Annotated in this window: 17 protein-coding genes; 9 read left to right on the top strand and 8 right to left on the bottom strand. The window is 62.3% G+C overall.

The features are described 5' to 3' along the window. Positions 1-14: 14 nt before the first annotated feature. From CQ12_RS39230 to CQ12_RS39240, 3 genes are all read left to right on the top strand, one after another. Positions 15-1,070, top strand: a complete 1,056-nt coding sequence (locus CQ12_RS39230) for an ABC transporter substrate-binding protein (protein WP_157088761.1) — start codon at positions 15-17, stop codon at positions 1,068-1,070. A gap of 71 nt (positions 1,071-1,141) precedes the next feature. Further along, complete coding sequence (locus CQ12_RS39235; protein WP_057840612.1) at positions 1,142-1,954, top strand: ABC transporter permease; 813 nt, start codon at positions 1,142-1,144, stop codon at positions 1,952-1,954. Beyond that, a complete protein-coding gene (locus tag CQ12_RS39240) occupies positions 1,951-2,736 on the top strand; it encodes an ABC transporter permease (protein WP_057840572.1) in 786 nt (261 codons plus the stop codon). Before CQ12_RS39235 ends, CQ12_RS39240 begins: the two co-directional genes overlap by 4 nt. Positions 2,737-2,740: 4 nt before the next feature. Here the strand turns inward: CQ12_RS39240 and CQ12_RS39245 are convergent, their stop codons facing one another. Both CQ12_RS39245 and CQ12_RS39250 read right to left on the bottom strand, forming a co-directional pair. After that, entirely contained in the window at positions 2,741-5,050 is a 2,310-nt protein-coding gene (locus CQ12_RS39245) for a sensor histidine kinase (RefSeq protein ID WP_057840573.1), read from the bottom strand. A gap of 192 nt (positions 5,051-5,242) precedes the next feature. Then, positions 5,243-6,619: a cation-efflux pump gene (locus CQ12_RS39250; protein WP_057840574.1), complete on the bottom strand. Its 1,377-nt coding sequence runs from the start codon at positions 6,617-6,619 to the stop codon at positions 5,243-5,245. 525 nt (positions 6,620-7,144) lie between these two features. Here CQ12_RS39250 and CQ12_RS39255 point away from each other — a divergent pair. Beyond that, positions 7,145-7,498: a DUF2200 domain-containing protein gene (locus CQ12_RS39255; RefSeq protein WP_057840575.1), complete on the top strand. Its 354-nt coding sequence runs from the start codon at positions 7,145-7,147 to the stop codon at positions 7,496-7,498. Positions 7,499-7,617: 119 nt separating this feature from the next. Here CQ12_RS39255 and CQ12_RS39260 read toward each other — a convergent pair whose 3' ends face one another. After that, a complete protein-coding gene (locus tag CQ12_RS39260; RefSeq protein ID WP_057840576.1) occupies positions 7,618-8,133 on the bottom strand; it encodes a Spy/CpxP family protein refolding chaperone in 516 nt (171 codons plus the stop codon). 218 nt (positions 8,134-8,351) lie between these two features. After that, complete coding sequence (locus tag CQ12_RS39265) at positions 8,352-8,720, bottom strand: hypothetical protein (RefSeq protein ID WP_157088763.1); 369 nt, start codon at positions 8,718-8,720, stop codon at positions 8,352-8,354. A 350-nt stretch (positions 8,721-9,070) separates the two neighbouring features. Between CQ12_RS39265 and CQ12_RS39270 the strand changes: the two genes are divergently transcribed. Further along, entirely contained in the window at positions 9,071-9,346 is a 276-nt protein-coding gene (locus CQ12_RS39270; protein ID WP_157088764.1) for a hypothetical protein, read from the top strand. Between the two features lie 53 nt (positions 9,347-9,399). Here CQ12_RS39270 and CQ12_RS39275 read toward each other — a convergent pair whose 3' ends face one another. Then, entirely contained in the window at positions 9,400-9,624 is a 225-nt protein-coding gene (locus CQ12_RS39275) for a hypothetical protein (RefSeq protein WP_057840579.1), read from the bottom strand. 468 nt (positions 9,625-10,092) lie between these two features. Here CQ12_RS39275 and CQ12_RS39285 point away from each other — a divergent pair, with 468 nt between their 5' ends. The 4 genes from CQ12_RS39285 (at position 10,093) to CQ12_RS39300 (ending at position 16,141) form a co-directional block, all read left to right on the top strand. Beyond that, a complete protein-coding gene (locus tag CQ12_RS39285; RefSeq protein ID WP_083519677.1) occupies positions 10,093-13,413 on the top strand; it encodes an adenylate/guanylate cyclase domain-containing protein in 3,321 nt (1,106 codons plus the stop codon). A gap of 173 nt (positions 13,414-13,586) precedes the next feature. After that, entirely contained in the window at positions 13,587-14,081 is a 495-nt protein-coding gene (locus CQ12_RS39290) for a hypothetical protein (RefSeq protein WP_057840582.1), read from the top strand. A gap of 264 nt (positions 14,082-14,345) precedes the next feature. Then, entirely contained in the window at positions 14,346-15,152 is an 807-nt protein-coding gene (locus CQ12_RS39295; protein ID WP_057840583.1) for a J domain-containing protein, read from the top strand. Between the two features lie 146 nt (positions 15,153-15,298). Further along, positions 15,299-16,141 (top strand): amidohydrolase family protein, encoded by an 843-nt coding sequence (locus tag CQ12_RS39300; protein WP_057840584.1) that lies wholly within the window; start codon positions 15,299-15,301, stop codon positions 16,139-16,141. Here the strand turns inward: CQ12_RS39300 and CQ12_RS39305 are convergent. From CQ12_RS39305 to CQ12_RS39315, 3 genes are read right to left on the bottom strand one after another with little or no spacing between them, the layout of a single operon-like run. Beyond that, positions 16,138-17,160, bottom strand: coding sequence for an ABC transporter ATP-binding protein (locus tag CQ12_RS39305; protein WP_057840613.1), 1,023 nt, complete (start codon positions 17,158-17,160; stop codon positions 16,138-16,140). The genes CQ12_RS39300 and CQ12_RS39305 overlap by 4 nt on opposite strands. Further along, entirely contained in the window at positions 17,153-18,133 is a 981-nt protein-coding gene (locus tag CQ12_RS39310; RefSeq protein WP_057840585.1) for an ABC transporter ATP-binding protein, read from the bottom strand. The genes CQ12_RS39305 and CQ12_RS39310 overlap by 8 nt, the downstream gene beginning before the upstream one ends. Beyond that, a complete protein-coding gene (locus CQ12_RS39315; protein ID WP_057840586.1) occupies positions 18,130-18,951 on the bottom strand; it encodes an ABC transporter permease in 822 nt (273 codons plus the stop codon). Before CQ12_RS39315 ends, CQ12_RS39310 begins: the two co-directional genes overlap by 4 nt. Between the last annotated feature and the right edge of the window lie 27 nt (positions 18,952-18,978).

Consider the following 18,978-nt stretch of genomic DNA (forward strand, 5'->3'; position numbering starts at 1 on the left):
AAGAGGGGTTGAACATGATGATTGCATCTCTGTGTCGACGTGCACTGCTTGGAGTCTCCCTTGGCGCCCTGGCTACTTTATCGAGTCTGCCGGCCAGCGCGGACCAGATCACCTTCGTCTCACAAGGCGGCGCCTACCAGAAGGCGCAGACCGTCGCGATCCTCGATCCCTCGGCCAAGAAGCTTGGCATCACCATCAACCAGGACAGCATTCCCGACGCCTGGCCGGCAATCAAATCGCAGGTGGCGAGCGGCAAGCCGACCTGGGACGTCGTCGACGTGCCGACCGGCAACTGTCTGCGCGGCGGCGAGCAGGGCCTCGTCGAGAAGCTGGATTTCGCCAAATTGCCGAACGCGGCGGCGATGCCGGAGGCCTATCGCTCTGCCTATTCGGTGACCTACGAATTCTATTCGAGCGTGCTCGCCTTTAGCCGGAAAAAATTTCCGGATGCCGCGCCGTCGAGCTGGGCCGATTTCTGGGATGTGAAGAAATTCCCTGGCCGCCGCGCTCTGCGCAACCACCCGTTCGCGACGCTGGAGGCGGCCCTGATGGCCGACGGCGTGGCGCCCGACAAGCTGTATCCGCTCGACGTCGACCGCGCGTTCAAAAAGCTCGAGGAGATCAAGCCCAGCATCACGGTGTGGTGGACCTCGGGTGCGCAGTCGGCGCAGCTCCTCAACGACGGCGAGGTCGACATGGTGATGGCCTGGAACGGCCGCGTCAGCGCGCTGATGGGCGAGGGCGCCAAGGTCGCCTTCACCTACAACCAGGGTATCCTGCAGAGCACGTCGCTCTGCATCCTGAAGGGGGCGCCCAATCTCGCCACCGCGGTGCGTTTCGTGAACGAAGCTGTCGATCCCGTCCACCAGGCCAACCTGCCGCTGCATATCGACTATGGCCCGGCCAATCCCAAGGCGTTCGACACCGGCGTGATCAAGCCGGAACGCGTCGCGCAACTGCCGAGCGCGCCCGACAACGCATCGAAGCAAGCTCTGATGTCGTATGCCTGGTGGTCGTCGCCCGCGGGCGAGGCGGCAGAAAAGCGCTGGGTCTCGTTCATGCAGAAATAGCGGGGACTATGGCCGTGCACAGCCCAGCGCCAGACATCTCGCTCCGGCACCAGCGTCGCGAGCAGCGCCTGATGCTGGCGCTGGCGCTGCCCGCACTGCTCGTGATCCTGCTGCTGATCGTGCTGCCGGTCGGCTGGCTCGCCTGGCAGTCGGTCTATCACGACGGCTTTACGCTCGAGAATTACCGCCGGATCTGGAGCGAAGACATCTACTGGCGCAGCTTCGCTTTGACGTTCCAGATCAGCCTGCTGGTGACGCTGCTGGCGCTGCTGCTCGGCTATCCCATTGCCTATGCGGCGAGCGTCGCGCCAAAGCGCTGGAGCATCGTCATCCTGGCGCTGGTGGTGCTGCCGTTCTGGACCAGCGTGCTGGTCCGTGCCTATGCCTGGCTCGCATTGTTGCAACGGACCGGCGTCGTCAACCAGGTGCTGCGCCAGATCGGTGTGATCGACGAACCGCTGGCGCTGGTGCACAACACTTTCGGCACCGTCGTTGCGACCCTGCACATTCTGCTGCCCTTCATGGTGCTGCCGCTCTACGCCACGATGCAGCAGATCCCGCGCGATCTGATGCAGGCCGGCGCCAGTCTCGGCGCCGGTCCCATGCTCACCTTCTGGCGGATATTTCTGCCGCTCTCGCTGCCCGGGGTGCTCGCGGGAAGCACGCTGGTCTTCGTGCTCACCCTCGGTTTCTACATCACGCCCGAATTGCTCGGAGGCGGTCGTACCATCATGATATCGATGCTGGTGAGCCGCAATGTCGAACTCTACGATCAGTGGGGGGCCGCCAGCGCCGTCGGCGTGGTGCTGCTGATCGCGGTCGGGCTGATCTTTTTCGCCGTCAGCCGATTCATTCCGCTCGATCGCGTGTTGGGGCAAAAATGACGATGTCCCGCCCATACCGCATCGCCCTGATTGTCATCTGCGCGCTGGTGCTGCTCTATCTGATCCTGCCGATCCTGATCATCGCGCCGATGTCGTTCTCGGCCGCGCGTTTCCTGACCTTCCCGCCGCCGTCGCTATCGCTGCGCTGGTATCAGGAATATGTCGGCAATCCGGCCTGGATGCAGGCGACCCGCGTGACGCTGACAGTGGCGGTGCTCACCGTCGTCATTGCAACCCCGCTCGGCGTGGCCGCGGCATATGCGATCAGCCAGTCGAAATGGCGGATCATGCGGCTGATCCACATGACCCTGCTGCTGCCGCTGGTGGTGCCGATCATCATCACCGCGGTCGGCATCTACTTCGTCTTCGCCAAGGCCGGCCTGGTCGCGTCCATGACCGGCCTCGTGCTTGCCAACGTCATGCTCGGCTTGCCCTATGTCGTCATCTCGGTCGCGGCGGGATTGCAGAGCTTCGACTCGACGCAGGAGATGGTGGCGCGCAGCCTCGGCATGAACAGGCTGCGCAGCTTCTTCGTAGTGACGCTGCCGCAGATCAAGGCCAGCGTCATCGCAGGCGGCATCTTCGCCTTCATCTCCGCGATGGACGAGACCATCGTCGCCCTGTTCATTTCCGGCGGCCAGTATCAGCCGCTGACCAAGCGGATGTTCACCGCGCTCCGTGACGAGATCGACCCGACGATTGCGGCCATCAGCACGCTGATGACCGCGGTGTCGTTCATGCTGGTGCTGATTGCAACCAGCCGGTCGAAGAAGGGCGCGTGAGCCGTCAGGCGGCGGCCTCGATCTTTGCCATCGCCTTCGTCCGCTCCGGTTCGCGCGGCAGCACGATGCGGACCACGGTGCCGGTGCCGAGCTTGGAGCGCAGCCGCATCGTTCCGCCATGCAGGCTGGTCAGCGAGCGGGCGATGGCCAGCCCAAGCCCCGAACCCTGGTAGGTCTTGGTGAGCTGGCTCTCGACCTGCTCGAACGGCTTGCCCAGCCGCTGCAGCGAGGCCGGTGCGATGCCGATGCCGGTATCGGCGATCATCAGCACGATCGAGTTGGGGAGGACGTGGCTGCGCACGGTGACCCTGCCGTCGTCGGGGGTGAACTTGACGGCATTGGAGAGCAGGTTGACGAAGATCTGCTTGACCGCGCGGCGATCGGCCACGACGGAAATGGTGCGTTCGATATCGGCGTCCAGCGTCAGGTTCTTGTCCTCGGCGCGGCCCGAAACCACGCGCAGCGACTCCGCCAGAATCTTCGACAGGTCGAGCGGCTCCATGTCGAGCTTCATGCGGCCAGCCTCGATCTTCGACATGTCGAGGATGTCGTTGATGACTTCGAGCAGGTATTTGCCTGATGTCAGGATGTCATGGCAGTACTCCTGATACTTGTCGGAGCCGAGCACACCGAACATGCCGCTGCCCATGATCTCGGAGAAGCCGATGATGGCGTTGAGCGGCGTGCGCAGCTCGTGGCTCATATTGGCGAGGAATTTCGACTTGGCCTGGTTGGCTTCCTCGGCGCGGTTCTTCTCCCGCGAATATTTTTCGGCGAGGTCGGCCAGCTCCGCCTGCGAGCGCTTCAGATCGATGACGTTGGCGCGGAGGCGAGCGTCGTTCTCGATCAGCTTCTGCTCGTGCTCCTTGATGCGGGTGATATCGGTGCCGACCGAGACGTAGCCGCCGTCCTTGGTGCGGCGCTCGGAGATGTGCAGCCAGCTTCCATCGTCGAGCTGCGCCTCGAACGTGCGCGCTCCCGGCGCTTGCGCGCCGGTCTCCTGCAGTCTGGTGCGCACTTCCGGCATGCTGCCGACCTCGATCACGGTCTCATACGACGTGCCGGGGGTTACCGCCGTATCGGGCAGTTTGTGCAGGCGCTGGAAGTGCGAGTTGCAGAGCACGAGGCGGTCTTCCGCATCCCACAGCACGAAGGCTTCCGGGATGGTCTCGATCGCGTCGCGCAGCCGCAGGTCGGCTTCCACGGTCTTTTCGGCGAGGCTCTTCTGCTCGGTGATGTCGACCGCGATACCGATCAGATGCAGCCCGCCGTCGGCCAGGGTCTGGCTGAGCTCGCAACGCACCCGCAGCCAGATCCAGTGGCCGCCGGTATGCTGCATGCGGAAGGTCTGGTCGATGTGGTCGAGCTTGCCGGCGATCATCTGGTCGGCAATCTCGAACAGGTCGATGTCGTCGGATTTCACCAGCGCGTTGACTTCGCCGAAGGTGAGGAGGTCGTTGCGGGAATCGAGGCCGAGCATCGTGAACATCGATGCCGACCAGAAGATCCGGCCGCGCGACAGGTCCCAGTCCCACAAGCCGCAGCGGCCTCGATTGAGCGCGGTGTCGATCCGGCCGCGCACCGCGTCGTTGATGAGATCGCCCTCGCGGGCGCGGGTCGACTGCCAGTGGAAGGCGAAGCCGAGGATCAGCACGACGAAGCCGGTGGTGGCCGACAGCGTCACCGACAGCGCGGCATCCGAACCCCACAGCGGCTCGTTCTTTTCCTGGATGACGATGACCTGGCCCGGCAGCGACTTGATCAGCTTCGAGATTGCCATGGCGCCGTTGCCGTTCGGCAGCGTCATGTCGTTGATGACGCCCTGCTGGCCGGGCGTAGCGAGAAGTTGCGCCGTGCTGATGACATCGAGGATGTGGTCGCCGCCGCCGAGGCTGCCCTCGCCCGGGACGCGGGCCATGATGCGGTGATCGGCGCCGGTGATGATGACATGGCGGCCGTTGGCAAGGCCCCAGGCCGGGATCAGGTCAGGCAGCAGGCTCTGCAGCCGCTCGAGATTGAGGGCGCGGTCCTGCCGGACCGAGGCAACACGGTCGAGGCGCTCGGCCAGGAGATCGGTGAGTGCGGAGAGGTCGCGCTTCATCGCGGCGCGCTTCTGCCGGCTCTGGTCGATCACCTGCACGAAGGCGCCGAGGCAAATGGTGATGAGGAACGCGATGATGAGCGTCGGCACGGCGCGACGAAGCGCCGGCTCTGCCGTCAGCAGCCGGTGATAGGCAGGTTTCGCGATCGATTGCGCCAATCCTTTAATCGAATCGGATTGAACGTACGCGTTCGCCGCGTGCGCTCGCGCCATGCCGTAGACCCCCGCCGAAAGCCCATTTGCACACTGACCGGAAGCGCCCCGCACACCTTCCGAATCACAGCGATTTGAATCCACTTTTTTGGGGCTGTCGAGAGTCAACGATTCGTTAATTCGAAATAAATCTTGTCCAACGCAAATTAAGGCATCGCCGAGGCGAGTCCGAAACGGGAACGCTCCGAAAAACTACGCACGCGGCGGCTCGGCATGGCTGATCACGCGCTTGATCGAGGGGAACGCGCGACGCAGCGCGCGTTCGATCTCGTCGACGCTCTCATGTACCTTGATGACGCTCAGCGACCGCGCGGCGCGGCAATGGAAATTAACGATTTCGCCCGCGTCGGTGTCGCGCACGCGCACATTATGAATGTCATGGATCGCGCCGTTGCCGGCAAAGCGCATCAGCGCCGCCTTGATCACTTCGACGCGCTCGGGCGCGGCTTCGGTGCCGTGCGGCAGTTCCGGCTCGAGCGGCTCGATGTGGGTGTCGACCTCGACGTCCTCGCCAAAGTCCTCGCGGATGCTGTGCTCCAGGTCGTGGGCGATGTCGTGCGCGGCCAAGAGTTCCATGTCGCCGTCGACTTCGAGGTCGAGGCTGACGATCAGCTTCTCGCCGAGGTCGTGTACGGTGACGTGGTGGACGGCGAGGCCGGAATTGCGGGCGATCACCATGACGCGCTCGCGCACGCTCTCATTGTCGCGCGCAACCGGCACCGCGGTGAAGGTGAGGTCGGCGTCGCCGAGCGCCTTGCTGACGGCCACTTGCGCGGATTTCTTGATCGCTTCGACGCGGTCGATCGGATAGGTGCGCGGCACTTTTGCGATGGCGTCGATGAAATGCGTCGGCCCGACCATGCGCACGCGCACGCGTTCGACGCCGACTACGCCCGGCACCGCGCGGATCGCGGCGGTCGCCTTTTCGAACGCGCCCTCCGGCGCGCGGTCGAGCAGGGTTTCGATGGTGGAGCGTCCCAGCCGCAGGCCGATGATCGAGATCATCACGGCGACCGCGATCGCGGCGACCGAGTCGCCCCAGGCAAAGCCCATGCCGGTCAGCACGAGGCCGATGATCACGGCAGTGGAGCCGAGCACGTCGGAGGCAAAATGCAGCGCATCCGCCGCCAGCGCCTGGCTCCGCGTCGCCCGCGCCGCGCGATGCAGCGCCCGCGCGCGCCAGAAATTGACGGCGATGTCGATCACCAGCACCACGAAGGGAATGGCGGAGAGCGTCGGCGGCGGCGCGCCCTCGCTCAGCCGGCTCCAGGATTCGACCAGGATGCCGCCGGCCAGCACATAGAGCAGCGCGATGACAAAGAGCGCCGACAGGCTCTCGAACTTGCCGTGGCCGTAATGATGTTCCGCGTCCGCCGGCTGGTCGGACACCCGCACCACCAGCCAGGTGATGACGGTCGCGATCACGTCGACGGAAGAGTGCAGCGCCTCCGAGATCAGTGCCAGCGAGCCGATCGCAATGCCGACGGCAAACTTCGCCGCCGCCATGCCGGCGCTGGCGAAGATCGAGATCGCCGCGACATTGGTCTTGAGGGTAGGGGAACTGGTCATGGCCGGCGGTTTAGCAGGGGGGCAGTTAACATGAAAGGCGGGGGTTTGATGCGCAACCGCAACTCGTTTGCAGGAGCATTTGTTGCGAATTGTTCGCGGGGTTTGATGCCGTCATTGCGAGCGCAGCGAAGCAATCCATTGTCACCACGCATGCGGAGGGATGGATTGCTTCGCTACGCTCGCCATGACGTAGGGATAGCGATGTAGCACTCGATTGTCATCCCTTGCGCACACGGGGAATCCAGTACGCCGCGCGGATTTACCGGAGCGCGTGAGGGGCTGCGACGATATGGAGCCGTGCGATACAATAGTGTGCCCATCTTCATAGGCGGTAGCGTGTGAATAAACTCAGGCATATATCTTGAACTCTGGCGAATGCCTGATTTTGCCTTGGGTAAACACCGGGTGGGAAGGCGCCGCTAAGCCCGGGATTAGTAACGCACAGCTTCTTCATGGCTAGTAGCGGCCGGGCACCCAGATGATCTCAGGTCTTACATGCCTTAATAAGATTCTCCTGGAGCACTCATGGCAAAACACCGGATCTACACGACGAGCTTCGCAAGCGTTTACCCACTTTACGTCGCGAAAGCAGAGAAAAAAGGACGTACAAAAGCAGAGGTCGATCGGGTCATCACCTGGTTGACGGGTTATGGTCAGAAGGAGCTGGAAGCTCAACTGGAGAAACAGACTGACTTCGAATCATTCTTTGCCGAGGCCCCTAAAATCAATCCCTCGCGAGCCTTGATCAAAGGCGTGATTTGCGATGTCCGGGTGGAAGATATCAAAGAACCAACTATGCGAGAAATTCGCTATTTGGATAAATTGATCGATGAGCTGGCGCGGGGAAAAACAATGGATAAAATTCTGCGAAGAGAATGACCCTGAGCGACCTGGGGGAAGTCCGCCTTGACCAAAGCCGACTTCGCCCAGGCTTGAAGTCAGTCAGCCGCATATGCTCCGACCATGACGCGGCAGTTCACAAATCGAATTGCCTTGCTTCAATCGTCTTCGTCAGCCAGCGCGCGCCGCCGTTCTACGGCCTCGCTCATATCGTGGAGCACAAAGAGCGCAAGCGCTGCCATGTGTCGCCGCTGTTCGGGACTAAACGTCTTATAAAGTGGCTGCCACGCTTCGGCGAGCTTATCCAGATCGGCTGATCGTTGAGCCAATGCTTCCGAGCGTCGTTGCATGAATGCGATGGGATCACGATTGCGCATGACCTCGATCGTGCTTTGATCGGCCCGCCTGCCCACTGTTTCCGAGATTTTTGCAACGCGGGCTTTCCGATCCTCCGCCCTGCCACGAATGGCGCTCTCGACAGCCGGCCATAGTTTTTCCTGGTCAGGTGTGAGCTGCAACGCGGCCTTCACCAGTTCAATCCGCAAGTCCGTCAGCGAATTCCGGTCCGCTATATTCAGCCGTTCCGGAGTCGCGGGAGAGGGAGTTTGCGCGTGGGCAATCGGCGATGCAGTAAGGAAGAGTGCAGTTGCTCCAACCACTACTATTTTGATCATCGCGATCTCCTAGGTAAATCGCCCCCAGGCACCGCGCAAAAGAGATCGCGCATCGCGATGTCCCGTTGATTCAAATCAAGGGAACCAGAGAAGTTTCGTGTGTGCGCCCGTGCGCCGGTATTCGGTGACGGAAATCAACGCACATACGTGGGGCGGATCAGCCTTCGCTAATCCGCCCCACGGGCTACGGCATCTGCGCACCTCTTCAGATGCACAGATCAAAGACCTCCCCGCGGCAGGAAGAAGCAAAGCTCGACTCCCGTGGGCCGATTGATGAACAGCACGGGAGTGCGATCAGGCGTGTCCTCTTCCTTGATGATGTCGGGCGGGATGGTTTTCCACTCACCGTCTTTCAGGTATTGCCACTGGTCCGAGCGATCTTCGCCAACCCTGAAGCGGGTCTTGAATACGTCGCCATTGTCGCAGCAGGATTTCCAGGGAACACCGAGACGCTTCCGGGCGGCGGCGTTCATTTCCTGCTTGTTGAACCATTCGTGGTTCGCCATCGACGGATCGTGCCCGTCTGCCCGAAAGGAAAACAAGACAAGAAGACCGAATGCCGTCAGTACGCGACCAAACGCTTTCATGGCAGCCTCCATTGTGGACTGTCACCAAACGCGAATCACACGAGCTCTCCGGCAACCCATCAGGCCACATTCAGAGGAAAATGGAATCGCATTTCTGAGCGACTTTTCTCATTTGAGCACGACTGTTGTTTTCCTGTTGGTGTTCTACCGCACACGCGGACCCGTATTTTTACCGGTACCACCTGACCTTTCTCTGCCTCCAACGATGCTCATGGGGCGATGGCGCCCAGAAAAAAGACGTCCCAATGTTCCGTCGCAACATCAACTGCGCGTGAGACGTGAGGTAGTTCACATCTGGAAATAGCGTGTTGATTTAAGGCCGTCGCATGCCCGGTTTCGGGAGGTGTGCGATGCTGTTGTTGAATGGCCAGATCCAGTGGCGGGGAATAAGCACTACCGTGGTAGTCGAGCTTATCATCCTGCTCGCACTTGCGTTGGCGGCTGTCAGTTACGTGGAATGGTCATCGAAAGTTGCCGTTGCCGAGTTCATGAGCGCGACCGAGTCATCGGCATCTGATCCGAACCATTCCAGCGAGTCTCCGGTGCAGGCTCAGTCCCGCAAGGGATCAACGGGCTGCCCCGTGGGCAAGAGATCGCTGCCAACTCAGCTGGCGCCATTGCCGTAAATCCACGGACCAACTCGTCTCGTGCGCTTACGGCTTGCGTGACGGGGCAGATTTCATCTGCGGCCGAGAAGCTCGACCGGAGTACGGTAGAGCTCGTTACTTTCATCGTCGGTGATGCGTACGGCGCATCCGGTGGAACACAGCTCGGGTCGAACGATGCGAAGCTCGCTCGCGAGACTTTCCGCTTTATCGATCGCGTTTTCCATGTCTTCGAGGATCATGCCGCCCTGGCATTTGAATTCCGCGCCGATGACGAGATCAAAATTGAAGTATGGCATTGCAGCCCCCAGCCAAGTTTCAATCGCAGTGAATCTAACCTGAGTCTGGTTGGTTTCTTCATTACAACTCCGATCTTGAGATCTGATTGTAATCGGCTGTTGCGTTTCGGTACCGTGACCGCACCATCGCGTGCAGAGAACGCGACGAGGCACCTGCGTAGGATGGGTGGAGCGAAGCGATACCCATCAATGTGTCCGTTCACACCGGCGATGGGTTTCGCGGAGCCTGTCATCGGGCGCGCGTTCGCGCGACCCGTTGGCTCTACCCTTCCTACGAAAATGCGCGCTGCGATCTCGTGGTACCATCCACGGTTCGGAGGCGGGCCCGACATGATCCACCTCGAACGTCAGCGCTTTAGAATCACTATGGAACCCAGGGGCGGACGGCTGGAGGTGTGACGGAGATCATAATGCTCCCTCGAGTTCCGGCGCATTGTGCCGCCGCCATTGATATCCCCTGAGGTCCGGATGCACTGCACGAATTGCGCAGCCGAAGTCCCGGAGCAAAGAGCGTTCTGTAGCCAGTGCGGAGCAGCGGTCGTGCGACGCTGTCCGGCCTGCGGCGTTGCCAATCCGGCACTTAACAAGTTTTGCGGCGACTGCGGGACCAGGTTGCGCGTGGAGTCGCGCGCGGCGGCAACGACGGTGCGTGACTCGCGGCCGGTCGAACGCCGGCAGCTTACCGTCCTGTTTTGCGATCTGGTCGGATCGACTGAACTCTCCGCGGGACTCGATCCCGAAGACTTCAGCGCAATCATTGCCGGCTACCGGCGCTGCATTGTTGAAACCATTGCCCGCTTCGACGGCTTTGTCGCGCGACATCATGGGGACGGCGCCGTCGTATGTTTTGGCTACCCTCACGCGCACGAGGACGACGCGGAGCGTGCCGTTCAGGCCAGCCTCGCACTGGTGCAGGCGATCGCCGCCTTGCCGGCAAAAGAGAAGTTGAGCGCGCGGATCGGCGTTGCGACGGGCGTTGCGATTGTCGGCGACATGTCTGATAGCGCGATCTCCGAGGAGCATGGCATCCTCGGTGACACCCCGAATCTTGCCGCCCGGCTGCAATCGCTCGCAGAGCCCGGCAGCGTTGTCATTTCGGGCCGCACAAAGACGATCGCGGGACCGCAGTTCGAGTATCTCGATCTCGGCAAGGTCGAGATCAAGGGTTTGGCAAAACCGGTCGCTGCCTGGCAGGTTGCCGGCAGGACAATGGTGAGCAGCCGATCGCATGCTCTCCAAAGCGGCGATGTGCTTCCGCTGATCGGTCGCGATGAAGAAATGGAGTTGATTCTGAGCCGATGGAAGCGAGCCAGGAGCGGCGAAGGTCAGGTGGTCCTGCTTTCTGGCGAAGCTGGCATCGGCAAATCACGGCTCACCGTCGCGCTTCTGGAACAGCTTGCGCGCGAGCCGCACATTCGCCTGCAGTACTTCTGTTCGCCGCAGCATACCGACAGCACGCTCTATCCTGTCATCGGCGAGATGTGGCGCGCCGCCGGCTTCGCTCACGATGACGGCCAGCAAGCGAAAGCGGACAAGCTCGACGCGCTGCTGACTCAAAGCGCGACGCCAGCGGAGGATGCGGCGCTGTTTGCCGAAATGCTGTCGCTGCCCGGCGATGGGCGCTACCCCCCGGTTGAAGTTGAGCCGCAGCTCCGCCGTCAAAAAACACTGAAAGCGCTTGCTTCGCACATCGAGGCGCTGGCGCGGATCCATCCCGTGCTGATGATTTTCGAAGATGCGCATTGGACCGATCCCACCAGCCTCGAATTCTTCATGGGGGCGGTGGACCTGGCCGTGCATCACCGGCTGTTGATACTTGCGACCTTCAGGCCGGAATTCAGCCCGCCCTGGATCGGACGGCCGCAGGTGAATGAGCTGACCCTCAACCGGCTGGCGCCGCGCGACATCCATTCCCTCATCGAGGAAGTCGTCGGCGACCGGTCGCTGCCGGCGGGCATCCGCCAGGACATCATCGAGCGCACCGACGGCATTCCGCTGTTCGCCGAGGAAATGACCAAGGCGGTGCTGGATGCGGAGGGCGAGAGTGAGGTGCAGCGGACCTTCGCAGGGGCGCCGACGCCTGTTGTGGCGGTTCCGGCAAGCCTGCAGGCTTCGCTGATGTCGCGGCTCGACCGGCTCGGCCCGGCGAAAGACGTCGCGCAGGTCGGCGCGGCGATCGGCCGGGCATTTCCTCACATGCTGCTTGCCGCGGTCGCGCGAAAGCCGGAAGCGGAACTGGATGCCGACCTCAACCGGCTCATCGCGGCGGGGTTGTTGTTTCGACAGGGCGCGCCGCCACATGCGAGCTATCTGTTCAAGCACGCGCTGGTGCAGGACGCGGCCTACGGTACGCTGCTGCGCGAGCCGAGGCGCGCGCTGCATGCGCGCATCGCCGAAGTCCTTGAAAACCAATTCCCGGAAATAGCCGATAGCCAGCCCGAGCTGCTCGCCCGTCACTACACAAAGGCCGATCTGATCGAGAAGTCAGCCCGTCTGTGGGGCAAGGCGGGACAGCGGTCGCAGGAGCGTTCGGCGCTGATCGAAGCAGCAGAACAGCTCGATCAGGCACTGGCGCAAATAGCGACCTTGCCCAGCACGCCCGACCTTCGGCGCGAGCAGATCATCCTGCAAGTCGCGCTGTTGAACACGCTGATGCATGTCAAGGGATATGGCGCTCCCGAAACCAAGACTGCGGTGGCGCAAGCGAGGGCGTTTATCGAGCAGGCGGGACAGCTTGGAGAGTCGCCCGATGACCCCTCGCTGCTGCTCTCGACCCTGTTTGGCCAGTGGATCGTCAATTTCATCAACTTCAATGGCGACGTTGCGCGCGAGCTCGCGGCACGGTTTCTGGCGCTGGGCGAGAACGAGGGCGCGGCCGTGCCGCGCATGATCGGACACCGCACCATGGCAAGTACGCTCGCGTTGCGGGGGGACCTCGTTGAGGCCAGGGCGCACTACAACGAAGCCCTCGCGCTCTATCGTCCCGCCGAGCACCGCCGATTGATGACGCGATTTGGCCAGGACCTCCGGGTCACATGCCTGGCCTTCCGTTCGATGGCTTCATGGCTGCTCGGTTATCCCTTGGCCGCGCTGAACGACGCAGACTTGGCGCTAAGCGAAGCGCGCCAGATCGAGCATGCGGCCACGTTGATGTTCACGCTGAATTTCCCGATCCTTGTTAATACCTATTGCGGGAATTACCACGCGGCGAATACGCATCTCAAAGAGCTTGTCACACTGGCGGAGGAGAAGAGCGCCCCGTTCCGGAAAGCGGAAGGCGTGTTGCGGCGGGGCTATATCCTGACCCTTACGGGAGCGGCGAAAGCGGTCGAGACCGTCACGGCAGGTATTGATCTATGGCGGTCGGCCGGATCGACGATATTTACGCCGGAGCAGGAGTTCATGCTGGCCATCGCGCACGCGGATGCCGGCCAGTTCGACGATGCATGGCGCTGTATCGGCAGCGCCATGACGGCAATGCGGGAAACCAAGGAAAGATGGTGCGAGGCTGAGGCGCATCGCGTTGCCGGCGAAATCGCGCTCAGGTGGCCGCAGCGGGACGAGGCGAAGGCGAAAGCGTATTTCGAGCATGCCCTGACCATCGCGCGCGCGCAGCATGCAAAGTCGTGGGAACTGCGCGCGGCCACCAGCTCGGCGCGGCTCTTGAACTGTCAGGGCAAACGAAAAATGGCGCGTGAGCTTCTCGCGCCGATCTACGACTGGTTCACCGAAGGATTTGACACGAGCGATCTGCGAAAGGCCAAGGCCTTGCTCGCCGAGATCAGTTGAAGGCGCCTTCGGTCATCAACGAGTCGGTCGCCGGCGCGGATGATTTAGGTTTCATTCATCGTAATTATTAGAGTTCAATTCAAATTTTCCGATCATGATCGCCGCGTTTCTCGCGGCATTTCATTTTTGATCGGCAGCTCCAACACGGCTCGCGTTGCTACGGAAGCATTATCATGGCGATCGCTGGTGCAGTGTTTCGTGCTCAGGGTTTTGGCGGGCTTGTAACCGAGCGGCTGCATGCCGCCGGCTTGAAATCGCACGCCCCAAAGTTGTTGGCCGCCTGCGCTGTCCTGTTCTCGATCTCGGTTGCCGGTTGCGCGCGCAATCCCGCGCAGGGTGAATTCAATTCAGCCCAACGCGAAGTCAAAGCGCCTCCCACCCGTGCGGTCGTGCGCGCCCGCCGACCCTCTGAACAGCGTCGATATTCGGAGCCAAGAATTCGGCGGCCGGACCCGGCGCTGCTTTCCCCGCAGCCTGCGCCCGATTGCGAGTTCAGAGTATCCGACCTGAAGACCGTGGATCCGGATCGGTGGGCCCGCTTGAAGGTCGAATACGAGCGACAGTGCTATCAGGATGCAGAGAAGGCTGCGCGCGACCGCCTGATCTTGCTGCAGGCGTCCGCTACGTGCGAAATCGAGCCGACTCGACAGCGAACGCCAATCCGGTAGCAACCCAGGATAGCCAGCGGCACGCTTGTTTCTGCGCTTCGCATGAACCGTGTACTGGCGCAGCGCGCACTTCTAAATTGTATTCAGCATCCACCATCGACGCGGTAAGCCCTGTGTCTTCCAGATGACAATGGCAGGGCAGCCGCCCTTAATTTCGTCGTTCTTTTGCCATGCCGCCGCTTCACGTTTTGCCGGTGGGATTCGATTTTGCTGTGCTTTGGCTGGGGAGGAGTTGAAGAGTATTAATTTTTTTTGAGAGTAACTATGAAAACTCTTTACGATATTGTTGGCGCACTTCCGGATGACGACGCGGAAGATTTGCGAGTTGCATTTCGCAGGGCCGTTAAGGCCAACCATCCTGACCTCAATCCCGGTAATCCGGAAGCTGCGCACACGTTCAGGCGGATCGTTCGCGCCAACGCCATTCTGAGCGATCAACGGCAACGAGAGGCCTATGATCGGCTGCTCGAGGCCGCGCGCCGGCAGCAGCAGAAGCCAAACCGCAGTGCGTTCTCCGTCGCCATCCGCAGGCTCGGCGTTGACGCCATGGCGAGCGCGGTTGCGGCGACGGTGTTTATCGGGGGCTACCTGCTGCTCAAGCCGGTGGACAGGCTGCCGCTCGCTTCCGCAGAGGTGGCTGAGATATCCAGGCGCGAACCAGCGCAGACGGTTGCCGGCAGATCGACCGAACTGTCTTCACAGGACCGAACCCCGAAACCGCAGGACCTCAAAGAGCCGACCAAGTTGGCCAGCGTTGCACCTGCGGTGACGACGGGCATTGCTCCTGCTGCAAGAGATGTTGTCCCGACTACCGAGCCGAGGCCCAAAGACGTCAAATATTATCGAGAACGGGGCAGCTCGGCCTATCGCAGCGGGGATCTGTTCATCGCCCTGGCCAATTTCGATCTGGCGATCCAGCAGGATCCCGCTTGTTCGGACTGCTATGTTGATCGCGGGATTGTCCTGCACCGCATGGGCGATCAAAAGGGTGCATTTTCCGACGTGGCCGAAGCCAAGCGCATTGATGCCTTGAGTAGAAGCAAACCTGTTTCCGACGCCAGCGCGCGCTAAACGGTCTGCGCATTGCGCGACCCGATGACCGGCTCTCTCGTAGTCTGCCGGCGCGTCGCCGGACGCATTGCAGTGCCGCGTCCTTGGCGTCTGGACACGGGCCTTCCGCATTGTCCAAAATCGCTCGGTACAGAGGAGCGCCCCCGATGTCGATTATCGATTCCCAGGTTCATGCCTATGAGGCGAACAGTCCGAAGCGGCCGTGGCACACCGTGCCGAACTGGCCCGATCACGTCACGGGGGACGAGATGGTCGCGGCGATGGACAAGGTTGGCGTCGACGGCGCGATCTTCATCTCGGCGTTTTCGATGTACCGCTACGACGCCAGCTATGCCATGGAGGTGCAGCGGGCGCATCCCGGACGCCTCGCCATCGTCAAGCCGGTCGATCCTGATGACGCCGGCGTCGCCGATGTCGTTGCGGAGTGGAAGAAGACGCCGGGCGCGGTCGGAATCCGCATCATGCTGCGGAAGGAGGCGGCGCGCGCGCCTGACGATCCCGGCCTCGACCGAATTGCGCGCGCGGCGGTTCGCCATGATTTTCCGGTCAACCTGCTGTGCTGGGACAATCTGGATGCGGGCAGGGTGCTGATCGATCGCCATCCCGACACGCGCTTCATCATCGACCACCTCGGCATTTTGCAGCCGCGCGTGCCGCCGGCGCCGCCTGAACCCTGGGCCGATCTTCCGAAGGTGCTGGAGCTCGCCAGGCGGCCGAACGCCGTGATCAAGGTGAGCGGTGCCTGCACGCTGTCGCGCGAGCCGTATCCTTTTCCCGATATTTGGGACCCGTTGGCTCGCGTGTTCGACGCCTGGGGTTTCGACCGCTGCCTGTGGGGCACGGACTGGACGCGCGCGTTCGCCGTCGTCAATTACGAGCAAGCCGTCGAGCCTTTCCTCAAGACTACCCGATTGAGCGACACCGAGCGGGCCATGCTGATGGGCGGCGCCTGCGCCAAGGCTTACGGCTGGTCGCCGAAGAAGGGTTAGTTTGAGGGTAACGCCGGCTGACCGGCGATCTCGTTGGCTCGCCAGCAGCGGACCGCGTGTCCGTCAGGACGCGTTTCAAGCGGCGGCATAGGCTCGCGATGACACACGTTTTCGGCGTAACGACAGCGCGGGCTGAACGCGCATCCGTCCGGCGGACTTAGCGGATTGGGAAGCTCGCCCTTCGTCGTCGCGAGCGGTACGCGGCGTAGCGGATCGGGAATGGCGGCGATGAGGGTTCGGGTATACGGGTGCGCCGGCCGCTCGAAGATTTCGCGCCAGTGGCCGGTCTCGACAATGCGGCCGAGATACATGACGGCGACCCTGTCGCTCATGTGCTCGACCACGCCTAAGTCGTGGCTGATCATGATGTAGGAGAGGCCGAGCGTTTCCTTCAATTCCAGCAGCAGATTGATGATCTGGGCGCGGATGGAAACATCCAGCGCCGATACAGGTTCGTCGCAGATGACAATTTTGGGATTGAGGATTAGTGCGCGGGCGATGCCGATGCGTTGACGCTGGCCGCCCGAGAATTCATGCGGGTAGCGGTCAGCCTGTTCGGGCCGGAGGCCCACATGCCTGAGCATCGTCGCAACGCGTTCCTCGATCTCGCTTTGGGTCGTCACGCCATGCAGGCGCAGCGGGGCTTCCAGCGTGCGACGGACGGTCTGGCGTGGATTGAGGGACGCGTAGGGATCCTGAAACACGATTTGGACGATGCGGGCCAGTGCTTTGCGATCGAGCGATTGCTGGCCCGTTACGACCTGCCCGTCGAGCACGATGCGGCCTCGCGTCGGCATCTGCAGGCCGAGTATTGAAAGCGCGACAGTCGACTTGCCGCAACCGGATTCGCCGACGAGACCGAGGCATTCACCGCGCTTCAGTTCGAGGTCGATGCCGTCGACCGCACGCAACAGCCGCCGGCCACCGCCCAGCAAGCCGCCACCAACCGGAAAATGGACCGCGAGATCCTCCACGCTGAGGATGACGTCGTCACGAGGTCTCCCAGCAGGCTCATGCATGGTGATGGCACCTGACGAGCCCGCCTGCACCGAGCAACGTCGTCTCCGGTGCGGTGGTGCGGCAAATGTCGGTCGCCCGCGCGCAACGCGGATTGAAGCGGCAACCCTCCGGGAAATTCGTGATCGCCGGAACGACGCCCGCGATCTCCCTGAGCCGCGTGCGGCCGAGTGCTGCGCGACTCCCCAGCCGGGGCAGCGAGTCGACGAGGCCTTGCGTATAGGGATGCGCGCATGCGCGGAAAATGTCGGCCGAGCCGCGCTCCTCGACAATGCGACCGGCATACATGACGGCGACGCGGCGGCAGACATTGGCAACCAGGCCCAGATCGTGGCTGATCATCAAGATGGCCGTACCTCTTTCGGCGCATAAATTCCGCATCAGCTCGATGATCTCCGCCTGCACCGTTACGTCGAGTGCGGTTGTCGGCTCGTCGGCGATCAGAAGATCCGGCCCGCATGCGAGCGCGATGGCGATCATCACGCGTTGACGCATGCCGCCCGAAAGCTGGTGCGGGTAGTCGTTCACCCGTCGCTCGGGGGCGGGGACGCGGACGCTCGCGAGCGCCTCGACGGCCAGCCGGTTTGCTTCCCGCCAGTTCTTGCCCTTGTGCAGCACGAACATCTCGGCGATCTGCCGGCCGACCGGCGAGACCGGATTAAGCGCCGTCATCGGCTCCTGGAAGATCATGGCGATGCGATTGCCGCGCAGCGTACGTTGCTCGGCCGCCGGCAGTCCCTGGATCTCCCGACCCTCAAATCGTATGGCGCCGGCACCGATCGAAAGCGGCTGGCGCAACAGGCCGATCAGCGCGAGCGCCGTGATACTCTTGCCGCTGCCGGATTCGCCGACAAGGCCGAATGTCTCGCCACGATCGATGCGGAACGAAATCCCCTCGACCGCCGCGACACGGCTCGGTCCGACAGTGAGATCGATGCGCAGATCCTCGACTTCGATCAGGGGAGGGCCCGTCATGTGCGCCGGCTCCGCGACTGTGGATCGAGAATGTCACGCAAGCCATCGCCGAGCAGGTTGAGACCGAGCACCGTCAGGAATATGGCGAGGCCCGGGAAAATCGAGAGCCACGGCGCCGTTGTGATCTGGTCGCGGGCCTCTGACAGCATGCTGCCCCAGCTCGGATAGGGCGGGCGGATTCCGAGGCCAAGGAACGAAAGCGCGGCTTCGGCCAATACCGCGCCGCCCATGCCCAGCGTGCCGATCACGATGATGGGTCCGAGCATGTTCGGCAGCAGTTGCGTGATCATGATGCGCAAATCGCCGTAGCCGAGCACCCGTGCCGCCTGCACATAGCCCTGGCTCTTGAGCGACAGCGTCGAGGCCCGTGCGATCCGGCACGTGAAGGACCAGTTGGTCAGCCCGAGCGCGATCAGCAGGCTGGTCAGGCCGGGTCCCAGCACCGCCATGATGGCAAGCGCGAAGATCAGCGAGGGGATCGCGAGCATGAGATTGGTCAGCCCGTTGACGAAGTCGTCCCACCAGCCGCCCCAGTAGCCCGCGGTCAGGCCCAGCGTCACGCCGATGACGCTGTTGACCAACTGCGAGACGATGCCGACCGTCAGCGAGATGCGTGCGCCGTGCACAACGCGGGAGTAGATGTCGCGGCCCTGCGCATCGGTGCCGAACCACCAGGTCCAGCTCGGCGGCTCTTCCGCATTTATGAGATTGGCGTCCATGACGGGATCCGTATGCGCCAGCCAGGGCGCGAACAGGCCGACGAAGATCGCAAGCGCGAACAACGCCCCGCCGATGATGAGACTGGCTCCGAGCTTCATCGCGGCCGCCCCGCCGCGGCTGGCGGT

The organism is Bradyrhizobium jicamae (genome assembly GCF_001440395.1).
In the GTDB taxonomy this organism is placed as follows: Bacteria; Pseudomonadota; Alphaproteobacteria; order Rhizobiales; family Xanthobacteraceae; genus Bradyrhizobium; species Bradyrhizobium jicamae.